The sequence below is a fragment of the Parabacteroides sp. AM58-2XD genome (assembly GCF_003463685.1).
Classification (GTDB): domain Bacteria; phylum Bacteroidota; class Bacteroidia; order Bacteroidales; family Tannerellaceae; genus Parabacteroides; species Parabacteroides segnis.
In genome coordinates, this window is sequence record NZ_QSDP01000028.1 from 34,074 (window position 1) to 60,510 (window position 26,437).

Genomic DNA, 26,437 nt, shown 5'->3' on the forward strand with positions numbered 1-26,437 from the left:
CGATACGGCGTATTGACGCGCTCAATACGTCATATTGACGTCCTCAATACGCCGTATTGAGAATGGCTGTTCGGAATAATGTTTTAAAGACCTCGGGATAAAGGGAGATGCGGTTGGCACGGTGGAAAGCACTGGCGCATGTATTCGTATTTACTTCTAATTCGAATACGACTTCTCCTGTCCGAGGATCTATTTCAATAATTCGCCCTCCTGTTGTTCCATCACTTAATTGATTGTTTTGCCCTGGACAGAATAATCTGTTATCTGTTTTAGGCAGATACTGTACACCGGATATAGCAAAAGCAAAACAATCTGTACGTTCTCTTCCATATTGATATACTTGACGTATTGTTTTATTCTTTTCATTAATTTCGTATTCAACGATACGGCTATATTGACCGGATGCATTAGTCAATTGGGGTACATAGTTACGGCAATATCCGTTATCAAAAGCCAGAATATGTCCATTAGGCATTGCTACCGGACAATGTACTCCCCAACACCATTCGAAATCTGGATGAGATTTTTTCCCGTTCAATACATCCAGATCTGTGATAGGTTGATTGTTTTTGTCTAAAGGAGTGAGTAAATACTGTTTATACGAATCCTTCCAGTCATTATGTGGTGCAATGATCCATTTTAATTGACCTTCACGGGTATATTTGAACACGCCTTGCCAACGTCCTGTAGCTAATAAGTCATCACCTATTTCCGTAAGGCCGTTATTATGTAACCAGTTTGCTTCATTTTGGCCAAAGTAAGCATAAAGCGGTAAATCTTTATCTACACTTAATATCCGGGTCTGGTCTAAAAAGGATGTAAAATCCCAAACTTTAGTGATTGTAGATGTTTCAGGATTAATTTCTATTGCATGGTCAAAAATGCGGGAGGTTTTATTATCAGGAAGTTTTGCATTGTTATTAGTTACTGTAGCTATAATATTCCCGTTTTTATCTTCGAATACTTCATGGTGAAAGTTATATCCCCATGCTTTCAGATCCCATATATTAATAACATTTCCTAATAAATCCAATTCGACAAGCCGATGGAAGTTAGCATCTCCAGTGATGAAATTACCGTTTTTCATTCTATGTAGGCCACATTGGGCACCGATATGTAACAACTCTTTTGATTCACGCCAATCAAGTAACCAACGGATTTCCCCATCCATGTCTACCATATAGGGGCGTGAAGTATCGTCTTCGTCATGTCCAGGACTATTTACCAAATTCAAGCCTGGTTCCATTCTGTTAGGTAATACTTTTACCACATGAAAAAGGGGGAGATTGTCCATAGTCAATGCTTTAATCGGAATTTCTATGGTGGTACGTCCACGTTCTTTTCCGTTGCGGTCTGTATAAATAAATTCTACCTTGTTGGTATAATTTTCGTATAACCCCAATATCGTTATGAATTGAATATTTTGAGAAGTAAAAGAATTCTGATGCTCTATATCAGGTGTTTGATATCCTTTTTTTGTGTATACAATTGTCTTAACCCCCCCTCCGGCTGGAAGATTCAGACGAACCTCTGCTGCCAGTGGATTGTATTGGGAAGGATTGATGTTTATATAGCTGATAAATTGGTCGATAGATGTGCCGACAGTCGGAATCTCCAATGTCGAATTATCTGGGAACGTGATGGTTGTGTTCCAGTTATCTTTATTGATATCTATGTCCTTGATATCTTTTTGGTTTAAAGTTACTGTTTGTGTTTCAAATGATAAGGTGTAATCTTCTTTGTTCTTCGTGATTTCTTTCAAAAAGGAGTTGTTTTCTATTAATTGTTTGATAGTGGTACATTCTTTAGGGGAGATCCACACAGTTTCCTCCTGATCTTCACTGCAAGCGGTAAAAGAGAATAAAATAAAAAAGAATATGTATGTAATATTTGTTTTCATGATCATCGATTCAACTGTAAGTATTTATAACATTATTATTTTGCCGGATAAAAACAACCGGGGCGGGATTGCCCCGGCTGTACATGTAAGACTAATATCTAATAGGAACTATCTCCAATCTTCTTTCTGTTCCAAAGCATGGTTGGCATCCACTTCGCTTTGAGGGATCGGCAGATACATGTGTTTAGCTTCGAAAGCAGTGATATTCTGTGTCGGATCTTTGGTATCCATCAGGTATGCTTTTAGTTCAGCGGCGTCATACCAGCGGATCAAGTCGTACCAACGGATGTTTTCTCCACAGAATTCCAACAGTTTCTGATGACGGAGTTCTTTCCAGGCAGCATTGCTGTCACTTATTTGTTTTTCAGCAAGTCCGGCACGGATGCGGATGCGGTTGATATCTGCCATAGCACCAGCTATATCACCGGTTTGCAGGCAAGCTTCAGCATGCAGGAATAATACTTCGGCAAAACGCATGACACGAAGGTTATTTTTACGGGCATCATTACCGGCATACATGGATGCTCCGGCTTCTACCCACCATGATGTCCATTTTTTGAATAAGAAACGTCCGGGCTTTCCGTTAATCGTCGGGAACGCAGGCATAGGTTTTAATTTTTTATTTAAACAACCTTCCCACATTTCTTCAAAATCAGCATCTCCATAAAATATTTCGTTTTTCTTTACGTCATTGTAATCTTCATAATTGAAGTAACAGGTTGTGTATAAACGTTTGTCCCAACGACTGTCTGAACCTGCTGGACGTTCTTCTACGATATATTCATCTATCAGGTGAGCGGAAGGCTGCATTTTGTACCATCCCCCTTTTCTAAATTCCGGACCGAAGAAATTGGCCATATTATTGCCCATGGAAGCATTTGTTCCGTTTTGATTTCCCCACAAGTCATCACTTGTACCAGGAACGAATTCATAATTAATTTCAAAAATGGATTCTTTATTAAATTCAGTATCATCTCGGAAATTATTTTCGTATTCCACCAAATCATAACCGTAGGGACCATTAATGACATCGGCTAGTTGCTTTTTTGCTTCATCATATCTTTTTTGCCAGAGATATGTTTTTCCTAACATTGCCAGAGCTGCACCTTTGGTAACCCGTCCGTTTTCTTCTGCCGGACGTGTGTCGGGCAGTGCAGCAGCAGCGGCTTTGAAATCTTCTTCACATTGTTTTAAGAGATCTTCCTGGGAAGAATAGGGAATATGCTCCGGTGCTTCTTTTTCCGGCAAAGTGCGTAAAACGGCTTCGCGATAGTTTTGCTGGAGCAGGAAGTAATTGAAACCGCGCATAAAGTGTGCTTCTGCCATCCACTCTTTCAATTTATTCGGATCTGCTGGAGAGTTTGGGGCGTAAAACAGAAAACTGTTGGCGTACTGTATACTTTTATAAAGGTTTTCCCACAGGTTACTGGCATAACCGCTTTCCGGAGTATTGGTAAACGACAAAACTTCCCATGCGAAAGCTTCTTCTCCGCGAGTCGGGTATAAATCGTCTGCACGCATGGAATGATTCCATATGCCACAGAATACACCATAATAACCATACATATGGTCACGTATCGGATTATAAACGGCAACTAATGCGCGTTCTACATTAGCAGCATTATTCCACCATGTACCTTCTGTTTCTTTATTGGGGTTATTTCCTTGATCCAGGAAACTATCGCTACATGATGCGAACAGAAGTGGAAAAAAAGCCAAGGCAGCGATATATTTCTTTAAATTTGTTTTCATATTTCTATCTCTTTAAAATCAATTAGAATGTTACTTGTAAACCGAAACTGATTGTACGGGCAGAAGGATAACGACCGTCGTCGCAACCACGACTCATGACATTGTCTGTACCCGATCCTGTTGCACCGTCACCGGTATTGACTCCCAAATCAGGTGTATAACCAGAATACCCTGTTATTGTAAATAAGTTTTCCATGGCTGTATAAATACGTACATTTTCCAACATTGCTTTTGTAACCCAAGCTTTCGGTAATGTGTATCCCAATTCTAATGTTTTTAGGCGGAAGAAGTCGCCGTTTTCTAGCCAACGGTCTGTATAAGCCCAATTCGTACCGTTATTGTCTGTTATAGAAGTCGGATCATCGCTGGCTCCAATAAAACGAGGAATCGTTGTATTTGTGTTATCCGGACGCCATGAGTCCATAAATGTGGTCAAGTAGTTTCCAACTCCTTCTTTTTTGATATTATAATAAGGTAGCGCATTGTAAATCTTATGTCCGAACTGACCATCGAAGAACATGTTCAGGTCGATACCTTTCCATGCGAAACCGAGATTCAATCCTAAAGTGACTTTAGGTAATGCACTACCGGCATATTGTTTATCTTCCACGTCGATTTTACCATCGCCGTTTGCATCTTCAAAAATCAAGTCACCGGGTTGTGCTTTTTCCTGTACACCGTGATAAACGCCTTCACCATCTGTATAACCGTTTGCTTTGTTTACCGCATCAATTTCTCCTTGATTCTGGAAAATACCTTTTGACTTGATTACCCAAAACCTCCGATAGGATATCCGGTTTTGGCGTATGTAACAGCACCTCCACCGTGTGGGTCATAACCTGTCCATTCATCAGCAGTTGAATTTACTTTAGTTAATTCATTACTCAAGAAAGAAGCGTTCACGCCAACATGATAGTAAACTTCTCCAATTGTGTTACGGTGATTGATTGCGATTTCAAAGCCTTTGTTTTCTACGTTACCAGCGTTAGACACTGGAGTTCCTGCTAATCCGAAGCTACCCGGTTGCGGAATAGCTAATAACATGTCTTCTGTTTTTTGGATAAAGTAGTCCGCACTAACTGTCAATTTGTTATTCCACAAACCTAAGTCAAGACCGATATCCAATGTTTTATTTTTTTCCCAGGTTGTAACACCCGGTGTTGCCCATTCGTATCCAGTGATGGCTCCGTTGTTTTGCCATTGGCTTCCAAATACACCGTTCAAACCTTGGTAAGGTGCTGATTGCATTGCGTAGCGTCCAATACCATTCAAGTTACCCAATACACCATAGCTACCACGTAGTTTCACTTCATTGAATGTTTCTTTCAAATCTTCAAAGAAATCTTCATTCATGATATTCCAACCTATAGAACCGGAAGGGAAATTACCCCATTTGTGTCCGTCATTAAATTTGGAAGAACCGTCGCGACGAATAGACAAACTGGCCATATAGCGATCGTCATACGAATACATAGCACGGGCGAACATGGAAACCATTGATTCGCGCCAAGTGGATCCACTGGTTGTGGATGTGGAAGAGTCACCGGTATCAATCACGTACAAGCCTTCCGGCAAATTGTCACGTCCGGCACCGAAACCTCTCCATTCGTTTTGTTGTGCAGAGTAACCTACAACTGCATTGATGGTATGTTTACCGAATACCTTGTCATAGTTGATGGTATTTTCAATCAACCATTCGTTTTGCCAACCGGTACTTTCGTCCAATTGCGTTTTTAGGTTCTGTCCGGCAGAACTGAAATAGTAAGGTGCGATATACGTATAATTACGATTGGTATATTTGTTCAGGCCGACATTGAATTTGTATTTTAATCCTTCAAGGTACAGATCCACTTCTGCCCAGCCGTTCAACATTAAGTCGATGGAATGTTTTTGCCGGTCGTGTGCTTCTGCCCAACCGACAGGGTTTCCACCGGCTTTTGCCCAACTCGGAGTTGTACCCCAATGACCGACAGAGTTGTTCTCGTCATATACATTCTGTTGAGGGACGATATTTAATAATTCGCTGAAAGAAATATCATCGAAATCTTTTTTTGCGAATTTCATTAAGAAAGTGTTTCCTATGCGGACATGGTTGTTGAAGAGAGAAAATGTGTTCTTTGTACGTAAGTTCCAGGCTTCGTATCCCGTTGTTTTTACAATACCGTCTTGTTTCAGATAACTGCCGGATACGTTGAATGTGGCAGTTTTGCTACCTCCTGTTACATTTAAGTTCACTTTGCTGACATTGGCTTGTTCGAATAATTCGTCTTGCCAGTCGGTACCTTTACCTTGCCAGCCAGTCAGTTCTGCAACACCTTGATTGATGTTGTAGATCTTGGCGAAGTCGCGATATTGATTACCGTCCATTACATCATATTTTTTTGCAACCATCTGGATACCAGTGTAAGCGTCTACTGTTACTGTAGTCGGCATGTCTTTTCGTCCGCCTTTAGTAGTAATCAGAACAACACCGTTGGCAGCACGCGATCCATAAATGGCGGCAGCAGAAGCATCTTTCAATACTTCAATGGATTGAATGTCTGATGGATCTACCATATTTATATCACCGTACACGCCGTCAATAACATATAACGGAGTAGTTGATTGCAAGGAGCTTATACCACGGATATTGATGGTCATACCTGAACCTGGTTGTCCGGTGTTGGCTGATACGGTAACACCCGGTACACGTCCTTGTAGGGCAGAAGCTGTAGTTCGTGCAACATTAGCCTGCAATTCTTTTCCGGAAACGGAAGAAACGGCTCCAGTCAAGTGACTTTTCTTTACAGTACCGTAACCGATTACTACAACTTCATCTAATAATTCACCATCGGCCATTGTGATATCAATTACGTTTTTGTTGCCAACAGTGACAGATGATTGTTGCATACCTACATACGAAAATTCCAGGACCTGTCCTGGGTTGACATTGATGGTGTAATTCCCATCAATGTCAGTTGTTGTACCTATTGTGGTTCCTTTTACAACAACTGTTGCTCCGATGACTGGGTTGTTCTCCGAGTCTTTTACCGTACCTTTCACGGTAACTGCCTGCTGTGCCCAACTGGATACTGCAAAGGCTCCTAGTAATAGAGAAAAAGCTAGTTTTTTGTTCATAAAATTAATATTTAAATGATTTTAAAGTTATTCAACGTTTCCTGTAAATGTTACAACGCTCTTTGCAGGAAGAGTTATCACATACGTATTACCTACCGGTTGGATAGTCTCCTGAACTTCCCATTTGTGGGTGGCATCAGTCAGGTAACCGGCAAGCGGGCTAGCTGTTTGGTTGTTGTCTAACGCCAGGTCGATAGTCGTTTCTGTGTCGTTGGTATTGATGGCTACAATCGTAAAGTCATTGCCTTTTTTATAACCGGATACCATATAGCCTTGGTCGGAGTTGTATTCGGCTGAGATGCGGGTACTACCTACAGGAATATAGCGTGTAAAGTTTCCGAATGTTTCATAACGTTTACCGATTTCGTAATCAGTACGGTTTTCTTTGTTAATATAAATCAACCCTTCATTAGTACCATTGTCGGGTAAGGCTCCTGCCCACCAGATAATTGAACTAACATTGGCTTCACAAAGGTAACGGTGGAATTTGACTGCCCAGTTTAGCCCGTCATCTATGGAAGTTGTGTATGAGTCGTTCGGATCGCTGATTTCAGTTAACCATACCGGTATATTTTTTGATTCAGCCTTCGTAAACGGTTCGATACCCGGATCTTTTTTCGTTACTGGGTCCACATAACCGTGCCCGGCTGCGATGATCGGGTAATTGGTAATGCGGGTATTGACATTTAAAATATCGCGTACATAGTTTTTACTACCCATGATAAAACCTAAAATACCTGTCCATTGTGCATTTTCACCGAAGATAATCTTCACATCCGGGTGATTGGTGGCAAACGTCGGTCCCATGTTGTTAACAATGAATCGCCCTAGGGTCGTTGTTCCCGGTAACCAGAGGCAAGAACTCCAGGGAGCTGCATATTCCGGTTCATTGGCTGGTGATATGGCATAAGGTTTCAAACCTACCGAACTGTAAGCATCACAAAAAGCTGACAGATAATCGGCAAATTTTTGATAGTAAGCTGATTTTAAATACCCTTCCGAATCACTGCCGTTACTTTTCATATAGGCAGGCGGACTCCAGACTGAATAAACGAATTTATCGACGTCATATAACGCTTTGACACGTTGGTTGATCCATAACTGGCCTTTGCGTTGGGCTATTTCTTCTTCTGCTTCATTCCCGGCGGCGCTGTAGTCGATATCGAAGAATGGATCGTCGAGCGGCATATCGATATCTTCATCCAAATGGAAAGAAGTATCTCCTTCGTTTTTCCAATAATGGGAATAGATTTCGCCTCTTAAGATATTCAGGTGCAATCCATCTTTTCCGAACATTAGGTCTAATACTGTATCACGTTTTCGGTGTGCATACAGATAATCAGCCCATCCGGCCTGTGCCACACCGAAACCATCAATGTTTTGTTCTTCTTTATCCCAGTGAAGTATTACGTCAGTATTTGCAACGGCTTTTGTCGCAATGGAACCACCAGCTTTCTGGTCTACAATTTCGCTGTCAGTACAAGATCCTAGCAGGAAAAGACAGGCGAACAATCCTAAGGTTAGATTTCGATGTGTTTTCATAATTAAATGATATTAATGTTAATCTTTGATTGCAAATGTAGGAAATGGAGAATACCGAGAAGTGTCTTATTCAGTCAAATTTATTGCGTGTTTCTGTCAATTTTATTAAAGTGAAACTATTTTAGGATATTGTTTTAAACATAAATTAATTTCTAGACGTGTTTTTAGAGATTAAATTAAGAAATGAAAACATATTAATTGTGAATAAATGTTTTTGTTATTTCGTTTTGCTATATTTGTTTAAGTTGTTTATATTTAGCATGTTATCTGAATCTTGAGTGCGCTGTAAAGTCAAACCGGATTGCTCTATTCGGTCACATGAATAAGTGCAGGTTTTATTTTGACTGACCGGAAGCAAGCAGCGAGTTATATAATAACTCGCATACGCTGGTAATTCTCGCGATACTCCTGTGGGGTAACACCTTTGAATTTCTTAAATACTTTGTAAAAATAGGACTGGCTGACAAAACCACACCGGGAAGCGATGTCCATGATGCATTCCTTTTCATTATTATTTAGTTCGCGCACAACAGAGTTGATGCGGTATTCCTGCAGGAAGTCTGTGAAATTACGATTTGTGTTCTTTTTGAGGAACCGGGAAAGTGTGGAAAGACTCATACCCATATATTGAGCCAGTTCGTCTATCGTTATAGGCTCGGCTAAATTCTTACTGATATAGTCGAGTATTTTTTTCATTTGGTAGTCTGCCTCCGTATATTGCGGAGATATGTTTTTAGATAAAACGCGTACATCTTCCGACAAGGAGAGCTCATGTAGGAGAATAAAGAATTTTATGACCGAATAGAATCCTTTTTCCGTAGATATCATTCGCATAATAGGTTGTATGCGGTTGATCTCGGCTTGTCCGAATGCCAATCCATGTTCTGCTTTTGCCATCATTTTCATGATTGAATCGAACTGGTTTTTCTGGAATGCAGGGTTAGAAAACAGGGAGGGATGAAACTGGAGAGTGATCTCATGGATGTCGTTCGAACGGCAGTTTCCGTTCATCCAGGCATGTTTTAGTTCTGTATTGGTGATCAGTACAAGGTCTTTTTCGCCGATAGTTTCTTCCGAGTCGCCGACAATACGCTGGGCACCGCTTGCATTTTCTACAAAGTTGAGTTCCCAAACATTGTGGACATGTATAGGGAAAGTGAAAGAGGATTTTGTACGTTCGAATAGTATGAAACTGTCCTTAATGGATAGAGGTGACTTTTCTCTGAAAACTTCTGTTATCATGGTATGTAATATTAAAACAGTGTGAACAAAAGCGAAGATAGTGATAAAAATGAAAATATGAACAGATGGAATCTGTTTTATTACTCATGTCCCTGATATATCCGATATATGTCGAAGGCGTCGAAGGGTACAGGTGTGGAGGATAGCTCCGGAATATTGTATGATTTGAATGTATAATCGTAATGTTCCGGATCTTTTTGGGGTAAGACGAAAGGTTTTCCTGCTGTTCCGTCGGGAGAGATATAAGCAAAGTAGGGTTTGCCATATTGCCCGTCACCCCGTTTACTGGCAAAGACGAACCAACGGCTGTTCGACGACCAGCTATGATACGTATCTGATCGGTCGGAATTTACAGTAGGCAATGAATTGATTTGGCCGGTTTGTAAATCCATTAGTTTTAAGTCTGTTTCCCTGTGCCAAATGGGAAAAGTGCCGTAATCGGCAACCGAATAGAGCAGATAGCGACCATCGGGAGAGGCTTTCGGGAAGCAAACGGAGGCATGATGTTCTGCTGCATTCCAAAGTGTGTCGATATGGTTGCCCCATTCTCCTTTTTCTGCATCGAAAGCGATGCGGCAAAGGGAATATTGGAGTTGATGAAGGCTGTCCGGTAGTTCCACAGCTGGAGAGGCGCAATAATATATCCAATTACCGTCGGCAGAGAAGGTGGGGAAAGTTTCGAATACCTCTTTTCGGGCTGTTTGAGGAGAGGTAAGCATTTTGTTGTTGTCGAAATCGGCAATAACTAGGTCGGAAACTGTGTCATATACTTCCAAGCGTTTGTTGTTCTGGCATGATAAGCCGGAATGATGATATTGGAAGAGAAGACTCCATAGCGTCCCGATGGATGGAAATCTCCGTATACGGCACCGGAAACCATTTGGTCATTTTTAAGTGACAGTTTGCGTAATACGCCGTTGCGGTTGAGGATTGTGCCGCCATTCTTTCCACGCAGATGAAACAGAGATAGATTGCCGTTTTGTTTTCCGTAAATGTGACAGTTCATACAGTTGCCATCTACCAGGTTGTTGTCGGCAATTACTTTTTCTTCAAAGGTTTCGATGTTGCGTTCGCATAATTGGATGGTATTCCATACCTCATACCCCGGTTCTATTAAGCGGTAACTTAAGAAACTGTCTAGTTTTTCGGAAACGACCTTCCAAGTGAATGTTGGGTATTGCAGCCATTTACCTTCGACCTTGGCTGTGATAGTGACGGTTAGTGTCTGTCCTTTTTCAGCATCCAGCAAGTTTTTCCATTTGCGGAGCGGAAAACAAACTTTTCGGTTTCCGTGGACGGTCAAACTTTCCTGTTGTCCGCTAACGGTTACCTGTAAAGCGGATGCCTCGTTGCGAAGCAGGAAGTTTAAAGGGGCAATGTTGTATGGAATGGTCACATTTGTGTAATCAGGATAAATGGGAGCGGGTTCGCTCACTTCTGTCACCTGTTTGGGTTGGGAGGTACATGCTGTACATACCAGTAGCATTGTCAATCGAATAAGTCTTTTTATATTATAGATCATCTTTATTTCTTTTTATTGGTTTTGTGCAAAATGATAATAGTACCAGTAGGTTTTCCCGAATTTGCCGGTCAATGCTTGTGGGTCTCCTTTTGATTGTCGGTGTAAACGAGTATATTCTTTAAAATCTTGTACGACAGTAGGATCTATAATGGTCTCCTGTATTTCTTTACCAGAGGCGTGGTGACGAACAAGATCAATCATCAATGCTTCGGCATATAACCGTTTGGGGGCTTTCCCCGGTTGTTTCGGATAGTCTTCAATAAAAGCAGGCAAGTTTTTTGCCAACAGATGTAGGCAAAGCAAATAGTCGCGTGCCATTTCGTTTTTAGGGTTACTCGCAAGTAGAAGCCGGAGTGATTTGACGACATCGGTTGTGGAGATACGTATCGTATCTGTTTTAGGAATAAATGCCCTTTTTTCTTTTAACCATCGTTTGACGGAGTCGCTTTCTTTTCCGGGGATTCTGTCTTTAGCCCATTGACTGTAAAATTTTGTTTTTGACAGAATGCGCAAGTATTTCATGGCAGCTTCTTCATCTCGGTTGATCAGGTTGATTTCTGCCAATCGCTTTACCATACGGCTACCTGTGTGATTGGGAGAAAAGATCATACCCAGTATAGTTGCATGTTCGGCCATCGTCATGTCACCTAAATGGAACCAGACCTCATTGGCATACAATGAAGAAAGATAAGAAGAGGAGGAACTGATAGGTATGAATAGACCTTCGGTTCCCGGTTGGTAATAATACATCAGTCTGTCAGGCAGTTTATTTTCAACAGCATTTGCTAAATTATAATAATAACTGCAAGCACTTATGTGTTCTTCGGGGAAAGATAATTCACGGACTTTGTCCCAATGTCCTGCCTCAGCTTCAATATCGAGTCCTATCAATCGTTCGTATAAAGAATTAGGGGTATCCCACCAGGAGGTAGCAGGATATTGGCTGGCCTGGCTGTAGGTAAGTAAATAACTTTTACTGCATATTCCCGGTAAAACAATCGTCATGATGGCTGCCAGGCAGTTCCATAATCTATTCCTTTTGTGTATTAGGGAAGAAATCAACACGAAAATCAGAAAGATAAAAACTCCATACCCGAACAACCAATATCCTAAAACGATTCCGAAAAAAACGGCTCCGATGCGTAAATATCTGTTCTTTATAGGATCATAGAGAAGAAATAAACATCCACCACCAATTAAAGATATTGTGGAAGATAAAGGGTAAAGCAATCCGCAAGAACGCATCATCTCCCAACTCATGATAGTGATAGCTGGAATGATGGCTAGCCAGCCGTTTGTCCATTTCCGAAATGCGGCATAACAGATCAATCCCAATACTAGCATAATACCCCCCATCAAAATGGAAGCCGTTACCGGGGTACGAAAGAATTGAGTCAGGTAATCGCCGGTCAAACAAGATAATACGGCGGGTTTATTCAAATAAGAATATAAAACTTCTGAGGCATAGACAAAAAGTGTCGTCTGTTCTTTGTGAAGCAAATGATAGGGGCAGGTGTGCAAGTAAAAATAAAAACAGGCAATACCTGCCGGTATAAAGGTTAACCAACTGTATTTATGTGTTTTATTCATTTCTATAGATGTCTAATGAACTGGAAGGTTGCCAAAACTGCTTTATGGTCGGTAGGCCATACTCCAAGTGGTTCGATGATCGGATCGACTGTTTCTTCTATAATACGTTCACCACGAAGTATATCTCCTTTAGGACCGATAATTGTTACATCAGTCAGGCTCAGTCCATTGAAAGGTGCGTACATGATAAAGTCTATACGGTCGCGATCATCGGCTTCCGGTGACCAGACCAGTTTTTTTAAGGCAATGTCCGGGCAATCTGCCGGGCAGGTAAATCCGGGATGAGTGACAGGATCCGGATATTTTTCGCGATAGGAGTCTTTATATCCGGCTTTTTCAAGCATAACGGATACGTCCCAGGGAACAACCTGGCCATAATGGTCGCGCATATCTTTAGTTGCTTCCGTCCAGTCCAGATGAGAAGGCTCGTTGAAGTCACCTCCCAGAATAACGATACGGCTTGCCGCCTTGTCTTTTTCCGCTTCTTTGATGAAACGGGCGATAGCATCGTCACGCACGGATGCACGGTTCAATACCAGGATCGAGTCCAGATTCGTAACAGGTTCTATTTTTTCCCAATTGTTACCGTCATATCCACGGGCATCGTAGTAAGCACAATTGCGGTAATCCAGATGGGCAGTGTATACGGCAAATTCCTGGTTCCCTTTTTTCGTTACCAGGCGATAAATGCTTCCCCGGTCGTCGTTCAAAGGATAAACAGTACTGCTGTCGTTGATGGGATAGCGGCTTAATAATCCTGAATCTTCCGTGTAGAATGAGTAATATGTTTGTCCGCGTTTTTTGAGAGCTTCAACGATACGGTCGCAGAAACGTGTGTTGTGGTAATTTCGTACCTCGCTCAATGTAACGAAATCGGCATCGCTACGAACAATTTCATCTGCAACGGCATCAAATCCGTTTTCTACTACGGTTCCTTCTTGCCAGATATTAAACTGGAGAACTTTAAATGTTTCTGTTTTCTGACAAGAAGAGAAACAGAAAGTGATCATAAACAGTAGAACTGTTGCGAATAGACCTTTTTTCATGGTGTTTATGTAATTTTGTTTAGCTCCGCGAAATTAATTAAATTTCGGATAAATAGGGGTGAATTTTTTATTTATTAGTGTTACAACAGTTTTACAAGACTCTTTTGTTATCTTTGCAGCAGACAATCAAACACAGAACAGGGTATGGACGGTAAGAGAGTTTTTGTCACCGGTGGTGCTAAAGGTATCGGTGCAGCTATTGTGACTGCATTTTGTAATGTGGGAGCAAGGGTCGCTTTTTGTGATACAGATGAAAAAGCGGCTTCGCGTCTTTGCGATCTATTACCTACTTTCGTCCAGTTCTTCCAGGCTGATGCAAGTGATCCGGAAGCTCTTCAAAAAGTTATCAACAGGCTTTTCAACATGTGGGGAGATATAGATGTGATTGTTAATAATGTGGGAATCAGTGAGTTTTCTCCATTGGCCGAAACGAGCATTGAACAGTTCGATAAAGTGTTGTCAACAAACCTGCGGCCGGTGTTTATAACTTCGCGGGCATTGGCTATCCATCGGAATAATGAGGAAGGGAAACAGCGTTACGGCCGGATCATCAATATCGCTTCTACCCGTTATCTCCAAAGCGAACCCGGTTCGGAATGCTATGCTGCTTCCAAAGGGGGGATTGTTTCGTTGACACATGCGCTAGCATTGTCTTTCAGTGATTATAATATTACTGTAAACAGTATCAGTCCGGGATGGATACAGAATGAAGATTACCGTTTGCTGAAACGGTCGGACCATAGCCAGCATCCGTCAGGACGTGTGGGGCGTCCTCAGATATAGCAAGCGCCTGCCTTTTCCTGGCTGCCCCGGAAAATGATTTCATCAACGGCCAGAATATTGTAATAGACGGCGGGATGACTAAGAAGATGATTTATGAATAATCGGTACGTTAATTAATGCCTATCCTGATATTTTTGCCTTTGAACGCCGGATAGAACAGGAACTGCGGATCCATACGTTTGTTCCAGGGATTATATTCATAATTTACTCCGACACCGAAGCTGAAATTATCTTTTACTTTAAATTCAAAAGCACCTCCTACGCTTGTATGATTATAATAGGGATTCAGCAACATGTGAGGATTCATTCGTTCTCCTTTCTGATAGAATGCATATTGCCCCCAACCTTTGACAGTCATCCAGTCGACCACCTCAATGCTGACAGTGGCATTAACACCTCCCATAAAGTCAGGACTGTAGTTGAACGGCGTGAAGTAACGTCCGGCAAATGTACCTCCTGTAAGTGTCCATCGGTCCTGGTGCCATACTAATGATGAACTAACCCTTGTAAGTCCTCCTACTCCTGGCCAGGTAAATTGTTCTCCGACTGTCAGCAGACCGGTTGTTTCGCTGATCGGGGTAAAACTAGACTCTTGAAAATCGAGTGCCATTGGAGATACGCGGCGTAGCATTGGAGTAAACGGATTAAAGAACGGACGGTAAGCGGCTGACAGAACCTGCATATCCATCGGACGTTGATCTTGAATTTCAGGAAAGTCCGGAGTGAATTCCCTGAGTTTTTTCTCCAACTCCGTCCTTAGAGAAGGAGTATATGTTTTATATGAAAATTCAGGAATATTGAAATTGAATTTTTGAAACTTGGGAATGGCAGTCATTTTCCCATCACCATTCAGAACATAGTCAAAAACAGACTGTGCGTGCCCACAGCATACACATGTCACTAGTGCTATAATTATAAAATATCCCCGCTTCATACACAACATCATTTTATTGACGCTAAGATAGATTATTTACTTAAAATAAGATATTTATTGATCTTGTTTTTACTTAAAATAGTAGAAAAACTACATATTAATTCTTGTAGAGGCTGCTAGCAGGAGAAAATATAGCATATCTTTGCCTTTAATAAGAAAAAGAAAGGAATGTTACGTATGAAAATTAAAAGTTATATACTGGTTATTTTATTTTCGCTGTCATTTGCAGCTTGCGAGAAGGAGGATAACAATGGACCAAAAACAGATAATGATGTGAATCTGTGGATAGAAAGGATTATGAGAGAAAACTATCTTTGGTATTCTGAACTTCCTGAAAAAAACACGTTGAACTTTGATGCGGAACCGAAGGATTTTTTGCTTTCTTTATTATCAGATAAAGACGGGAAAGACCTGCCCGAAGGCCATCATTATTATTCAACTCTGGAAAAGGCGGTAGCGACGAAAAGTATTTTTAATGATAGAGATTCGTATGGATTCGATTTCGCTACTTCCAATTTAAAAAGTGGGAATAACATTTATAAAATAGCTGTTGTCCTTTATGTATTAAAGGACTCACCGGCCGAGGAAGCCGGGTTGAAACGTGGTGACTGGATTCTGGGTGTAAATGGGGCAGAAGGCACGATTCAAAATTATGATATATTGAGAAGCGGAGGCAGTGTGTCTCTTCAACTGGCACGATATGATGAGGATAGGGAGGTTATTATTCCGACCAAAGAAATAGCTTTGGGAGCATCCCGTGTTGTGGAAGATACCCCTTTTCTGAAAGATTCGGTTTATACTATCGGTAATAGTTGTATCGGTTATTTGATGTATAATCATTTTACTATCGGTCCGGATGGGCGTGACGATATGAGTTATAATCTTTACCTGCAACAATTATTTGAAAAGTTCAAAAGCCGGAATGTAAATGAGTTTGTGCTCGATTTACGGTATAATGGCGGTGGTGATGTGAGATGTGCCCAGTTACTGGCCTCTTTACTTGCTCCTGAAAGTGTGTTGGGAGATACATTTTGTAAACTGGAATATAATGACAAAAACGAAAGTAAGAATAATGTGATACCTCTCCTGAAAACATCAGAGGTCCGATCTGGAAATCTCAACTTGAAACGGTTGTTCGTTTTGACAGGAAGCAATACTGCTTCATCTTCTGAACTTGTTATCAATTCTTTGAAGCCTTATCTGGGTAATAATGTTCGTTTGATCGGTGTACAAACTTTCGGTAAAACGGTAGGGATGAGTGTTTATGACGAATCGGAGAAATATGGGTGGATTTTTTCACCTGTTACATTCCGTAGTTATAATAAGGAAGGTAAGGCTGATTATGCAGATGGTTTTTCTCCTGATATAAGGATCAATGAGTTTAATTGGAACTTGGTAAGTTTTGGAGAAACGAATGAACCTTTGTTGGCAGAGGCTATTTACGAAATAACAGGTCGGTCTTCATTGAAATCGGTGCGTTCTGCTTCAAAGCCTGTTCCTTTGGATATTTCTTATTCTCCCCAACAGAGTATTAGAAATAATATGGTATTATATATCGAGTGATAATTATTTATTTTTATTTTTCTCCACTATAGCTGCAACATTAGGAGAGGCTTTTTCATCATACAGATAGAGAGTAATATTACCTATGGACGAACAGCTGTTAATTGCCGGATGCAAACGTGGGGAGTCATGGGCTCGTAAAGAAGTCTACGAGCTGTATGCTCCTGCCATGATGAGTGTATGTATGCGGTATGTCAATAACAGGGAAACAGCTCGCGACTTGTTGCAGGACGGATTTATCAAGATATTCACAAAGATCGGAAGTTATACGGGATCCGGTGCGTTTCCCGGTTGGGTACGCAGGGTATTCGTTACTACAGCTCTTGAATATCTCCGAAAAAATGATGCAATCCGGTTAAGCGTAAACTTTGATGACTGCGGGGATTTGGCTGATGAGGTCGATGTGTCGGCTTTAGACCGTTTGTCGGCAGATGACCTGCATGCTTGTATTGCCCGTTTGCCGAATGGCTACCGGACGGTGTTCAACCTCTATGCGATAGAGGGATATTCTCACAGTGAAATAGCAGAAATGCTACATATAAGCGAAGTAACCTCGCGGACACAGTTTATCAGGGCGCGGAAAGTGTTACAGAAAAGTGTTCAATCATTAATTATGCATGAAGATGCGCAGTGATACGGATCATAGAGAACAGTTGGATGATTTCAGCGAATTCATGAAGCAGAAACTGGAAGATCACCGGTTACCTGTCGATGATCTTTGCTGGGAGGATATCGAGCCTCATATGAAGCCCCGCGGACAGAAATGGTTGTGGTGGGCCGGAAGTTCTGTGGCTGCTGCCGTCATTGCATTACTGTTTTTGTTTTTACCCTTTCGGGCAGGGGACGGATCCTATGACGGCGTGGTACCGCCAGTGGCTTCCGTTCAGGATGAAGAGAAAATATATCAGGAGATTCAGGAGAACATTCCGGAAAAAACGAAACCATCTGTTACTGAGTCTGTACCAGCGAAGAAACTGATTGCTGCCGCGAGACCTGACAAGCCATTGCAAATAACTGAAAATGAAGTATCGGAAGCGGAAGTCGCAGAAGAAATACAGGAACAAGAAAAAACGGTGCAGCAGCCGGAAAAGAAACAGAAGCAACAGGATTTGTATAGCTATGAATCGAAAAAATATAATTTCTCTTCTGCCGGTAAGAAAAAGACAGCGGAAGGCGGATGGTCTGTCAATGCAGGTTTCGGTACTGGTGGTCATGTCTCGCTAGGACTCGGAAATGGGGATCTTGTAGCGGATATGGATGATCCTTCGAGTAGTATAACTCCGGGTAATCCGGGAGAGGTATCTCCTCCTCCGGTCAAGCCGCCTTTGTTTGAGAATTCGAATGTATTGCCTCCTGAACAATATACAGATGTGGATGCAGCATTGCCTCTCTCTTTCGGTGTGACAGTCCGGAAAGATTTCAATCGTTATATCGGGGTGGAGACAGGGTTGGTATATACTTATTTATCTTCCAATCTGTCAGCATGGGATAAAGTTCAGTATAAGTCCCGTCTGGAACTTCATTATCTGGGTATACCTGTCAATCTGGTTGTCTCTCTTTGGCAAAATCCACGATGGAAAATATACCTGTCGGGCGGCTTTATGATGGAAAAAGGGTTACGGTCCAAACAGACGGAGAACAGGTTCTGGCAGTTTGAACAGGTAAATAATGTTGAGAAGAAAGGCATAAACGGCCTTCAATGGTCCTTGAATGCCTCTGCCGGTGTGTCCTATCGTTTTTACAGGGATTGGAGTTTTTATTTCGAACCACGTATTTCGCATTATTTTGATAATGACCAGCCGCCGAGCATCCGGACAGAGAATTCTGTGATTATCGGACTTGGTGCAGGTATTCGTTTTGATTTTTAATTGAAAGAACTATAAGTATTTATCCACTAAATGTATTGAAGATGAAAAAACTAATGAGTCTGTTTTGTGTGTCGTTGATCTGTTTGCTTTGCGGATGCAACGATGATATGAAAGTGAGGGAGACGATTACGTTGACCATGAATGAACCTGTATTTATGCCTGCCGATGTTTTCCGTTCGTCAGTGAAAGTAAAAACACAACCCGAAGAAATTACTCAGCAAGGTAAGATTTGTTTTTATGAGGGGTATCTGTATGTATCGGAACCGGGAAGAGGTATTCATATCATTGACAACCGGAATCCTTCTTCTCCCCGTGCCACAGGTTTTATTGAGTTGATCGGGAATGCGGATATAGCCATTCGTAATAATATGTTGTATGCCGATTCCTATGTGGACCTGATTTGGTTCGATATTGCCAATCCGGCTCTTCCCGTTTTGAAAGACCGTTTGGAAAATGTGTTTGAAACTTTACCGCCGGTGGAAGAAGGTGAGATCGATTATCAGATGTGTTTTTCGGAAGAGGCAAAAACGAAAGGCGTTGTTGTCGGCTGGACTAAAAAGGAAAAGACAATAACGTATGAATATTACAAGAATGAAGAAATCTATTATGATATGGCTTTAAGCAATAGCAGTGGTGGTTCTACAGGTGTGAATGGCTCCATGTCCCGCTTTGGTCTTTATCAGGATTATCTATATGTTGTCTTGAATAATCAGATGAGTATTTTTAATCTGGGGGGAGCCAAGCCGGAGAAAGCGGCAGATAATATGTATATCGGAGGAAATGTGGAAACCATTTTCAGCTATAAGGATTGTATGTTTATGGGAACTCCGACCGGTATGTTGATTTATTCGGTGGCCGATCCTGTAAATCCGGAATATCAGTCGTTTATGTCGCATGTGTATGGTTGTGATCCGGTCGTTGTGGAAGATGATATTGCTTATGTGACAGTCCATGCAGGTAATAACTGCGGACAGAATTTTAATGAACTGATCATATTGGATGTCAGTGACGTGAAACGTCCCCAGCCGATCGTTGCTTATACGATGACTAAACCGAAAGGATTGGGTATCGATAACGGTACGCTTTTCCTTTGTGACGATGGTTTGAAGATCTATAATGCCAATGACCCGCAGACTCTGATGGCAAACCGCCTGGCCCATTATTCCGGTATGGAGGGCTATGATGTGATCCCTTATAATAATGTATTGATGATGATTGCCGAAGACGGTATTTACCAGTATGATTATTCGGATTTGAAGGAGATTCGGTTGTTGAGTAAGATTGCGGTGAAGAAGTAATCATTTTTTGATCTTCTTTTGAATACATTAGAACTATCAGTGAATGAATTTGTTATTTAAATAGAATCATAAACAAATAAGGCGATGAAATTTTTTATAGACACAGCGAACCTGGATCAGATCCGGGAAGCGAATGATTTGGGCGTGTTGGATGGTGTGACGACCAATCCGTCATTGATGGCCAAAGAAGGAATTAAAGGAGTGGAAAACCAACGGGCACATTATTTAAAGATTTGCGAGATCGTGGATGGCGATGTGAGTGCCGAGGTGATCTCTACCGATTATGAAGGAATGATCAAAGAAGGGGAGGAACTGGCTGCCCTGAATCCGCATATCGTAGTAAAAGTTCCTTGCATTGAAGCAGGGATTAAGGCAATTAAATATTTTACGGACAAAGGTATCCGTACGAACTGTACGCTGGTCTTTTCCCGTGGTCAGGCTCTTTTGGCGGCAAAGGCCGGGGCTACTTATGTCTCTCCGTTTGTCGGACGTCTCGACGATATATCCAGTGACGGAATTGAACTGGTTGCCAAAATAGTGGAAATGTATACTTATTATGGTTATGAGACGGAGGTGCTTGCTGCTTCTATCCGTAGCACACAACATATTATCCAATGTATCGAGGCGGGAGCCGATGTGGCAACCTGCCCGTTGGCTGCTATCAAAGGTTTGTTGAAACACCCGCTTACCGATAGCGGACTGGCAACCTTCCTGGCCGACTATAAAAAGGTGAACGGATAGGCCGTCGGTGACAAATAATATTTTCTTTGTTTTATAGGGGGCAGCAAAAAGTTTGTCACGGCTTATTATCAGTGTGTTACGGTGAAAACGGCTTACAACCGGGGTAAAAAGGTCCCTACTTTTGACCTCGAGTTTGTCACTATTAACATTTGAAAACATATAATTTCTGTCCGATATATCACCGGGATGATACCGGAATGCCACCTAGGTGATGATGAAACGTCACCGGGGTGGTATGATGCAAAAGCTATAGCTTTCGAGATTAGAAGCTATAGCTTTTGTCCTTAAAGTAAGTAGCCTTTGAGCTTAGTTGTTATTCACTTCTTAAAACTTTGACAGGATTGCCCGAAGCTGCTTTGTAAGTATGCCAGCTGACGGTGAGCAGCGTTATAAAAAGTACACTGAATCCACCGAGCAGAAAGTGGAAAACGGATATTTCCGTATGATAGGCAAAGTGTTCCAGCCATTGGTTGAGGAAAAGCCATGAGACAGGAACGGCAATAACGAAGGCTATTCCGATCCAGCCGACAAACTGTTTATTCAGTAGAAACATAATCCCTAAAGTGCTGGAACCGTTTACTTTCCGGATGCCTATTTCTTTGGTGCGTTGTTCCGTAGCATACAAAGCCATTCCGAACAGCCCGAAACAAGTCAGGAAAATACTGATCAGCGAGTACATGATCATTAATTCCGCCAGTTCGGTTGTCCTGCTGTTGCGTTGCATGAACTCCTTATAAACATCCTGAAAAGTGAAATATTTACCGGGATTCATCTTTTCCCATACTTTCTTGATGGAGGCAATGGTTTGCAGGCGGCCTTTGCCGAGTTTGATCTCTGCAAAGGCATATCTTTTGTCGTCATCCTGAACTATATAGATGATACTGGGGAAAACATCTTCTTCGAGTGAATTCGCAAAAATGTCTTCGACAATACCTGCAACGATCATTTTAGGCTTGTTGCCGTCTGCCTCATATTCTGCATTCTTTTTATCGTATTTACTCAGCGGTTGGCCAACCGGGTTTTCTCCCGGAGGAACCAGGAGATCTGCATATTTTTGAGTGATATAAGTCGGATTCTTGAACTGTTCAAGTGCACGGTCCGGTTCGATTCCCTGCATAATCTTTATCTTTAATGTTTTCAGAAAATCACGTCCACCCATATATTGTGCACTCATATAATGGGTTTCGCTTCCGTCCGGATTCTTGATGTCCGCAGTAGATAACCCCATATTTAATAAACAGCTTCCCGTGAGTGTCACATTTTCCACACCGGGTATTTTTTTTATTTCGCGTACAAAAGCCGGCATGTAGGAATTATCTCCTCCCCAGGAACCTACCTCAATTAAGTCGCGGTAACCTTCTCCTCCTTTTTGTATAAAACGAAGTTGGCTGTTTACCGTAAGTGTCGCGATGATCAGGCCGATGGAAACGGTATATTGGGCGATGGAGAGGGCGGTTACGATCCTTCTTTTCTTATTCCCGGTGAAAAACTCGCGGTAACCGGAGGCCGACAGCTTACCTATTTTCCGGCTTATATAGACGGAAGGGATGATGGATAACAGGAATATAAACAGGGCGATCATCGGCAATACCTGTTTATTGAAGAAGAAAGATGTTTGTATGTTCCCTGAGACAATCGAGTTGAATAGCGGGATCAGGTCGTTTGTGATCAGCAGGGAGATGAGGAATGCTGCGATAACGGTCAGGAATGTATCGAGGAAAAGCTGGCGGTTGATATCAGCTTTTGTCGCACCCATAAGTTTCTGTGTATGAATCATCCGTACCTGTTGCAGCAGACGTGAGAAGTTGAGGTTGATATAGTTGAAACAGGCGATCAGCAGGATCAGGATGGCGGAGATCAGTCCGACATAGAGCAAGGTCTTCTGGCGGCTGTTGAGGAACAGGAAACCTTCCTGTGTATATTTCCGGAAATAGCTTTCCTGTAAAGTGTATAAATGGTATTTCCCTCCTGGGAGAAATGTCTGCATGCCGTCTTTATTGATCTGTTCGGCGAATTTATCCGCGTCGATAGGGCGATTGGTCATTAAGAGGCACAATCCTCCGTTGAGCGTTCCTCCGGTTCCGGTTAATGCATCGAATGAGATATAGGATTGGTCGCGCGATTCGACGATAGCGGCAACTTGATAGGTCGTTTCGTTTTCTTCCTTTTCTATCGTACCATCTTTCCGGACACGAGTAATCGTATTGTTCGTGCCGGTGGTGATCGTTTGGCCGATCGGGTTTTCTTTGCCGAAGTATTTCCGGGCACATTCTTCCGTCAAAGCGATTTTATTCGGTTGAGTCAGCACCTCGTTCAGGTCTCCGTTCACTACTTTGTAGGGAAAGAAACGGGGGAAGGAGGCATCGGCTACCACTATCGTGATCGGATCGAAACGGGTATTGTTTACCATTATATAATCCATTCCGGTATTATTCATGCGTACATAATCGGTTACTTCCGGATATTTTTCTTTTATTTCGCCCGGAATGCCGCCGACAATGAAACAAACCCGTTCGCCGGGTTGGAGTGGTGAATCCTGGTCCATCAGGTAGATATTATCCCGGTTCGGATTATCCGCTTCCAGGTTATATTCATGGATGACGAAAACAGCCAACAGGTTTGTGCAGGCAATGCCGATTGCCAGGCTGACGATTGATATGATGGAGAACGTCTTGTTCCGCCACCAACTTCGCAGGACGAGTTTAAATGCGATTGCTTTCATATTGTAATCGGTTTATTCACTTCTTAATACGTTGACCGGATTGCCGGAAGCCGCTTTGTAGCTGTGCCAGCAGACTGTGAGCAGGGTGATAAGCAGGACAAACAGTCCGCTTGCCAGATAGATGCCGATACTCATATCCGTGTGGTAGACAAAGTTTTCCAGCCAACGGTTGAGTAGTAGCCAGGTGATGGGAATGGCAATGATAAAGGAAATGCCTATCCAGGATATGAACTGGCTGTTGAGCAGTAACATGATTTGGGGACTGGTCGCTCCGTTCACTTTCCGGATACCTATTTCCTTGGTGCGTTGTTCGGTTGCATAGAGTGCCATTCCGAACAGGCCGCAGCAAGTCAGGAAGAGGCTGATCAATGAATACATAAACAACAGCCGGGAGAGTTCGGTTGTTTTCTCGTTCCGTTGCAGGAACTTTTGGTAAACATCCTGATACGTGAAATATTTACCCGGGTTTACCTTATTCCATGCTTCCCGTACGGCGGCGATACTCTTCTCCCTGTCATCGCCGAGGCGTATATAAATGTAATTGAACGAATTTTGAGGACTGTTGTTGATCTGGATGGTAAAAGGATAAACTTCGTTTTCCAGTGTATGTGTGTATAAGTTCTCGACGATACCGGCAATTGTCGTGACCGGTGCATTTGACGGATCATTACCTGTATTCCCTTCATCGAACTCTTTATCGATCGCATTAATCGGTTTACCGATCGGGTTTTCTCCTTTTCCGACCAGTATCTCTGCATATTTCTCATTGATATATACCGGACGGGCATATTTTTCGACGGCCTGTTCGGGAGGAAGGCCTTTTAATAGCTTCAGTTGTAAGGCGTCCAGGAAGTCTGGTTCGCCGAAATAGTCGATTTGTGCCGTATAGTTTTCACTGCCGTCTTCATTTTTCAGGACGATTTGCGTTATCCAACTGTCCAGGATAGAGCTTCCGGCAAGGGATACGTGTTTTATCTCCGGGTGTTTTTTTAGTTCCCGGGCAAAGGGACGGACATAAGAACCGTCTTCTTGCCAATCTCCTATTTCAATCAGGTTTTTATAATTATCTCCTCCTTGGCGGATGAAATGAAGTTGGTCGTTAACCGTCAGTGTGGCAATGACCAGGCCGATAGAAATAACATATTGGGCGATGGATAATGAGGTGACTATCTTCCTCTTTTTATTTCCGGTGAAAAACTCCCGGTAGCCGGAGTTGGAAAGCCTGGATATCTTTTGTCCCATATAGGCTGCCGGAATTATGGATAACAGCAGGATAAAGCAACAGATGACTGGCAATGATTGGCCGTTGAAAAAGAAAGAGGAATGTAATTGCCCGTTTACGATTGAGTTGAACAGGGGAAGCAGGTCATGAGTAATCAGCAACGAGCAGAGGAAGGCAATGATTACCGTCAGGAAGGTATCCAGAAAAAGTTGCAGGTTGATTTCTTTCCGGCTGGCTCCCATCAGTTTCTGTGTATGAATCATCCGTACCTGTTGAAGGAGACGTGAGAAGTTGAGGTTGATATAATTGAAACAGGCTATTAGCAGAATCAGGATGGCGGAGATTAATCCTACATAAAGCAATGTCGGCTGACGGAAATTCAGATAGTTTGATTTCTGTCCTTCGGTCGTGTAGAAGTAGCTTTCCTGTAAAGTATCCAGATAATAATTCCCCAGGTCACCTTGTAAAGTAGGGATTTTGTCTTTTTTCAATTGTGCTTCAAATGCTTTCCGGTCGATTGGCTTGTTCATCAGTAACAGGCTGGTACCGCCATAGAAGGGATCTGAGATAGCTGTTACTGCCTCCAGGTTTAAAAAGGATTGTTCCCGGTCGGCTATGATGGCGGCAACCTGGTAAGCGTGTTCGTTGTTAGTACTGCCTTTGGTGCTCATCTCTTCATCGGGAAGACTGAAATGTATTATTTTGCCGATCGGATTGGTTTTTCCGAAAAGTTTTCGGGCAGTTTGTTCGGTAAGGGCCAGTTTGTCGGGTTGGGTCAGGGCCTCTTTCAGGTTTCCGGAGAGTACTTTATAGGGGAAAAACTCTGATAAAGACGGATCGGCGGAGACGAGACGAATCGGTGCGTGTTTCACATTATCAATAGAAATGTATTTGACGGTTTTTCCGCTTATCCGGAGATAATTCTCAACTTCGCTGTATTTCTCTTTCAGCATTGCCGGGATATCGCCTCCTGCATAGATAGTCTTTTGTCCGGTTTTCATCGGCCAGTCCTGGCTGAGTATCCAGATACGTTCTTTGTTCGGATTTCCTTTCTCTATTCCATATTCATGAATAGTGAATACGGCCAGCAGGTTTGTGCAGGCAATGCCGATCGCCAGACTGACGATGGAGATTATTGAGAATGTCTTGTTTCTCCACCAGCTGCGGAATACAAGTTTTAGAGCGACAGTTTTCATAAATTCGATATTAGGCTTTTCGTACCGTTCTTTTTCGAATGGCATTTCAAATCTATCCTCTTTCTTTTGCAAGGACAAAGAATAAGTAAAAATAATTGAAGGATACAGTCAAATTGTCTAAATATTAGACAATGGGAGTTGGGAGAATATTTTGAAATATAGAAATTGAACTATCCCATTCTCAAAAAGACTTGTTCGTTACAGGTTTATTTGCCGTCTGCTTCAGCTCAATGTCATTAAGTTAAGGATATAAGCCTTAAAAATCAGAGTCACTTGGTCATTACAGGTTCATTTGCCGTCAGTTTTAACTCAATGTCATCAATTTAAGGTTCATAGTGCTCTTTTGTAATTAGTTAGAGTATAGTTTTTACAATTGGGCCTTCCTTTCCTTGCTCGTGG

16 protein-coding genes and 2 pseudogenes are annotated in these 26,437 nt (G+C 42.1%); 6 read left to right on the forward strand and 12 right to left on the reverse strand.

Annotated elements, in window-relative coordinates; all coding sequences use genetic code 11:
* Window positions 1–43: 43 nt before the first annotated feature.
* From DXA15_RS08990 to DXA15_RS09025, 9 genes and pseudogenes are all read right to left on the reverse strand, one after another.
* Window positions 44–1,900 carry an aryl-sulfate sulfotransferase gene (locus DXA15_RS08990; RefSeq protein WP_233567030.1) on the reverse strand — a complete coding sequence of 619 codons (1,857 nt, stop codon included), beginning with the start codon at window positions 1,898–1,900 and terminating at the stop codon, window positions 44–46.
* A 108-nt stretch (window positions 1,901–2,008) separates the two neighbouring features.
* A complete protein-coding gene (locus DXA15_RS08995) occupies window positions 2,009–3,652 on the reverse strand; it encodes a RagB/SusD family nutrient uptake outer membrane protein (protein WP_128133816.1) in 1,644 nt (547 codons plus the stop codon).
* Between the two features lie 22 nt (window positions 3,653–3,674).
* The gene (locus DXA15_RS26165; protein WP_233567031.1) at window positions 3,675–4,301 is read right to left on the reverse strand and encodes a hypothetical protein; all 627 of its coding nucleotides are present in this window, start codon (window positions 4,299–4,301) and stop codon (window positions 3,675–3,677) included.
* 119 nt (window positions 4,302–4,420) lie between these two features.
* Window positions 4,421–6,769 (reverse strand): SusC/RagA family TonB-linked outer membrane protein, encoded by a 2,349-nt coding sequence (locus DXA15_RS09000; protein ID WP_233567032.1) that lies wholly within the window; start codon window positions 6,767–6,769, stop codon window positions 4,421–4,423.
* 27 nt (window positions 6,770–6,796) lie between these two features.
* On the reverse strand, window positions 6,797–8,311 hold the full coding sequence (locus DXA15_RS09005) for a glycoside hydrolase (protein ID WP_128133817.1): 1,515 nt from the start codon (window positions 8,309–8,311) through the stop codon (window positions 6,797–6,799).
* Between the two features lie 366 nt (window positions 8,312–8,677).
* A complete protein-coding gene (locus DXA15_RS09010) occupies window positions 8,678–9,553 on the reverse strand; it encodes an AraC family transcriptional regulator (RefSeq protein WP_128133818.1) in 876 nt (291 codons plus the stop codon).
* A gap of 80 nt (window positions 9,554–9,633) precedes the next feature.
* A pseudogene (locus DXA15_RS09015) lies at window positions 9,634–11,039 on the reverse strand (TolB family protein).
* 48 nt (window positions 11,040–11,087) lie between these two features.
* Window positions 11,088–12,665: a DUF6057 family protein gene (locus DXA15_RS09020; protein ID WP_128133819.1), complete on the reverse strand. Its 1,578-nt coding sequence runs from the start codon at window positions 12,663–12,665 to the stop codon at window positions 11,088–11,090.
* Between the two features lie 2 nt (window positions 12,666–12,667).
* A complete protein-coding gene (locus tag DXA15_RS09025) occupies window positions 12,668–13,711 on the reverse strand; it encodes an endonuclease/exonuclease/phosphatase family protein (protein ID WP_128133820.1) in 1,044 nt (347 codons plus the stop codon).
* A gap of 144 nt (window positions 13,712–13,855) precedes the next feature.
* Between DXA15_RS09025 and DXA15_RS09030 the strand changes: the two are divergent.
* Window positions 13,856–14,514, forward strand: a pseudogene (locus DXA15_RS09030) (SDR family NAD(P)-dependent oxidoreductase); the annotation flags it as partial.
* Between the two features lie 89 nt (window positions 14,515–14,603).
* Here the strand turns inward: DXA15_RS09030 and DXA15_RS09035 are convergent.
* Window positions 14,604–15,428 carry a hypothetical protein gene (locus tag DXA15_RS09035; protein ID WP_128133821.1) on the reverse strand — a complete coding sequence of 275 codons (825 nt, stop codon included), beginning with the start codon at window positions 15,426–15,428 and terminating at the stop codon, window positions 14,604–14,606.
* Window positions 15,429–15,605: 177 nt separating this feature from the next.
* Between DXA15_RS09035 and DXA15_RS09040 the strand changes: the two genes are divergently transcribed.
* The 5 genes from DXA15_RS09040 to fsa all read left to right on the forward strand — a co-directional run bounded on the left by DXA15_RS09040 (window position 15,606) and on the right by fsa (window position 20,898).
* Window positions 15,606–16,991, forward strand: coding sequence for a S41 family peptidase (locus tag DXA15_RS09040; protein WP_128133822.1), 1,386 nt, complete (start codon window positions 15,606–15,608; stop codon window positions 16,989–16,991).
* 85 nt (window positions 16,992–17,076) lie between these two features.
* Window positions 17,077–17,625, forward strand: coding sequence for an RNA polymerase sigma factor (locus DXA15_RS09045; protein WP_007655522.1), 549 nt, complete (start codon window positions 17,077–17,079; stop codon window positions 17,623–17,625).
* Complete coding sequence (locus DXA15_RS09050) at window positions 17,609–18,859, forward strand: porin family protein (RefSeq protein WP_233567033.1); 1,251 nt, start codon at window positions 17,609–17,611, stop codon at window positions 18,857–18,859. Before DXA15_RS09045 ends, DXA15_RS09050 begins: the two co-directional genes overlap by 17 nt.
* Window positions 18,860–18,900: 41 nt before the next feature.
* Window positions 18,901–20,157, forward strand: coding sequence for an LVIVD repeat-containing protein (locus DXA15_RS09055; protein WP_128133823.1), 1,257 nt, complete (start codon window positions 18,901–18,903; stop codon window positions 20,155–20,157).
* Between the two features lie 84 nt (window positions 20,158–20,241).
* On the forward strand, window positions 20,242–20,898 hold the full coding sequence (fsa, locus tag DXA15_RS09060) for a fructose-6-phosphate aldolase (RefSeq protein WP_046145530.1): 657 nt from the start codon (window positions 20,242–20,244) through the stop codon (window positions 20,896–20,898).
* A 313-nt stretch (window positions 20,899–21,211) separates the two neighbouring features.
* On the opposite strand, the gene DXA15_RS09065 is transcribed toward fsa, so the two are convergent.
* The gene (locus DXA15_RS09065) at window positions 21,212–23,620 is read right to left on the reverse strand and encodes an ABC transporter permease (RefSeq protein ID WP_128133824.1); all 2,409 of its coding nucleotides are present in this window, start codon (window positions 23,618–23,620) and stop codon (window positions 21,212–21,214) included.
* A gap of 12 nt (window positions 23,621–23,632) precedes the next feature.
* Window positions 23,633–26,083, reverse strand: a complete 2,451-nt coding sequence (locus tag DXA15_RS09070; RefSeq protein ID WP_128133825.1) for an ABC transporter permease — start codon at window positions 26,081–26,083, stop codon at window positions 23,633–23,635.
* Window positions 26,084–26,437 lie beyond the last annotated feature (354 nt).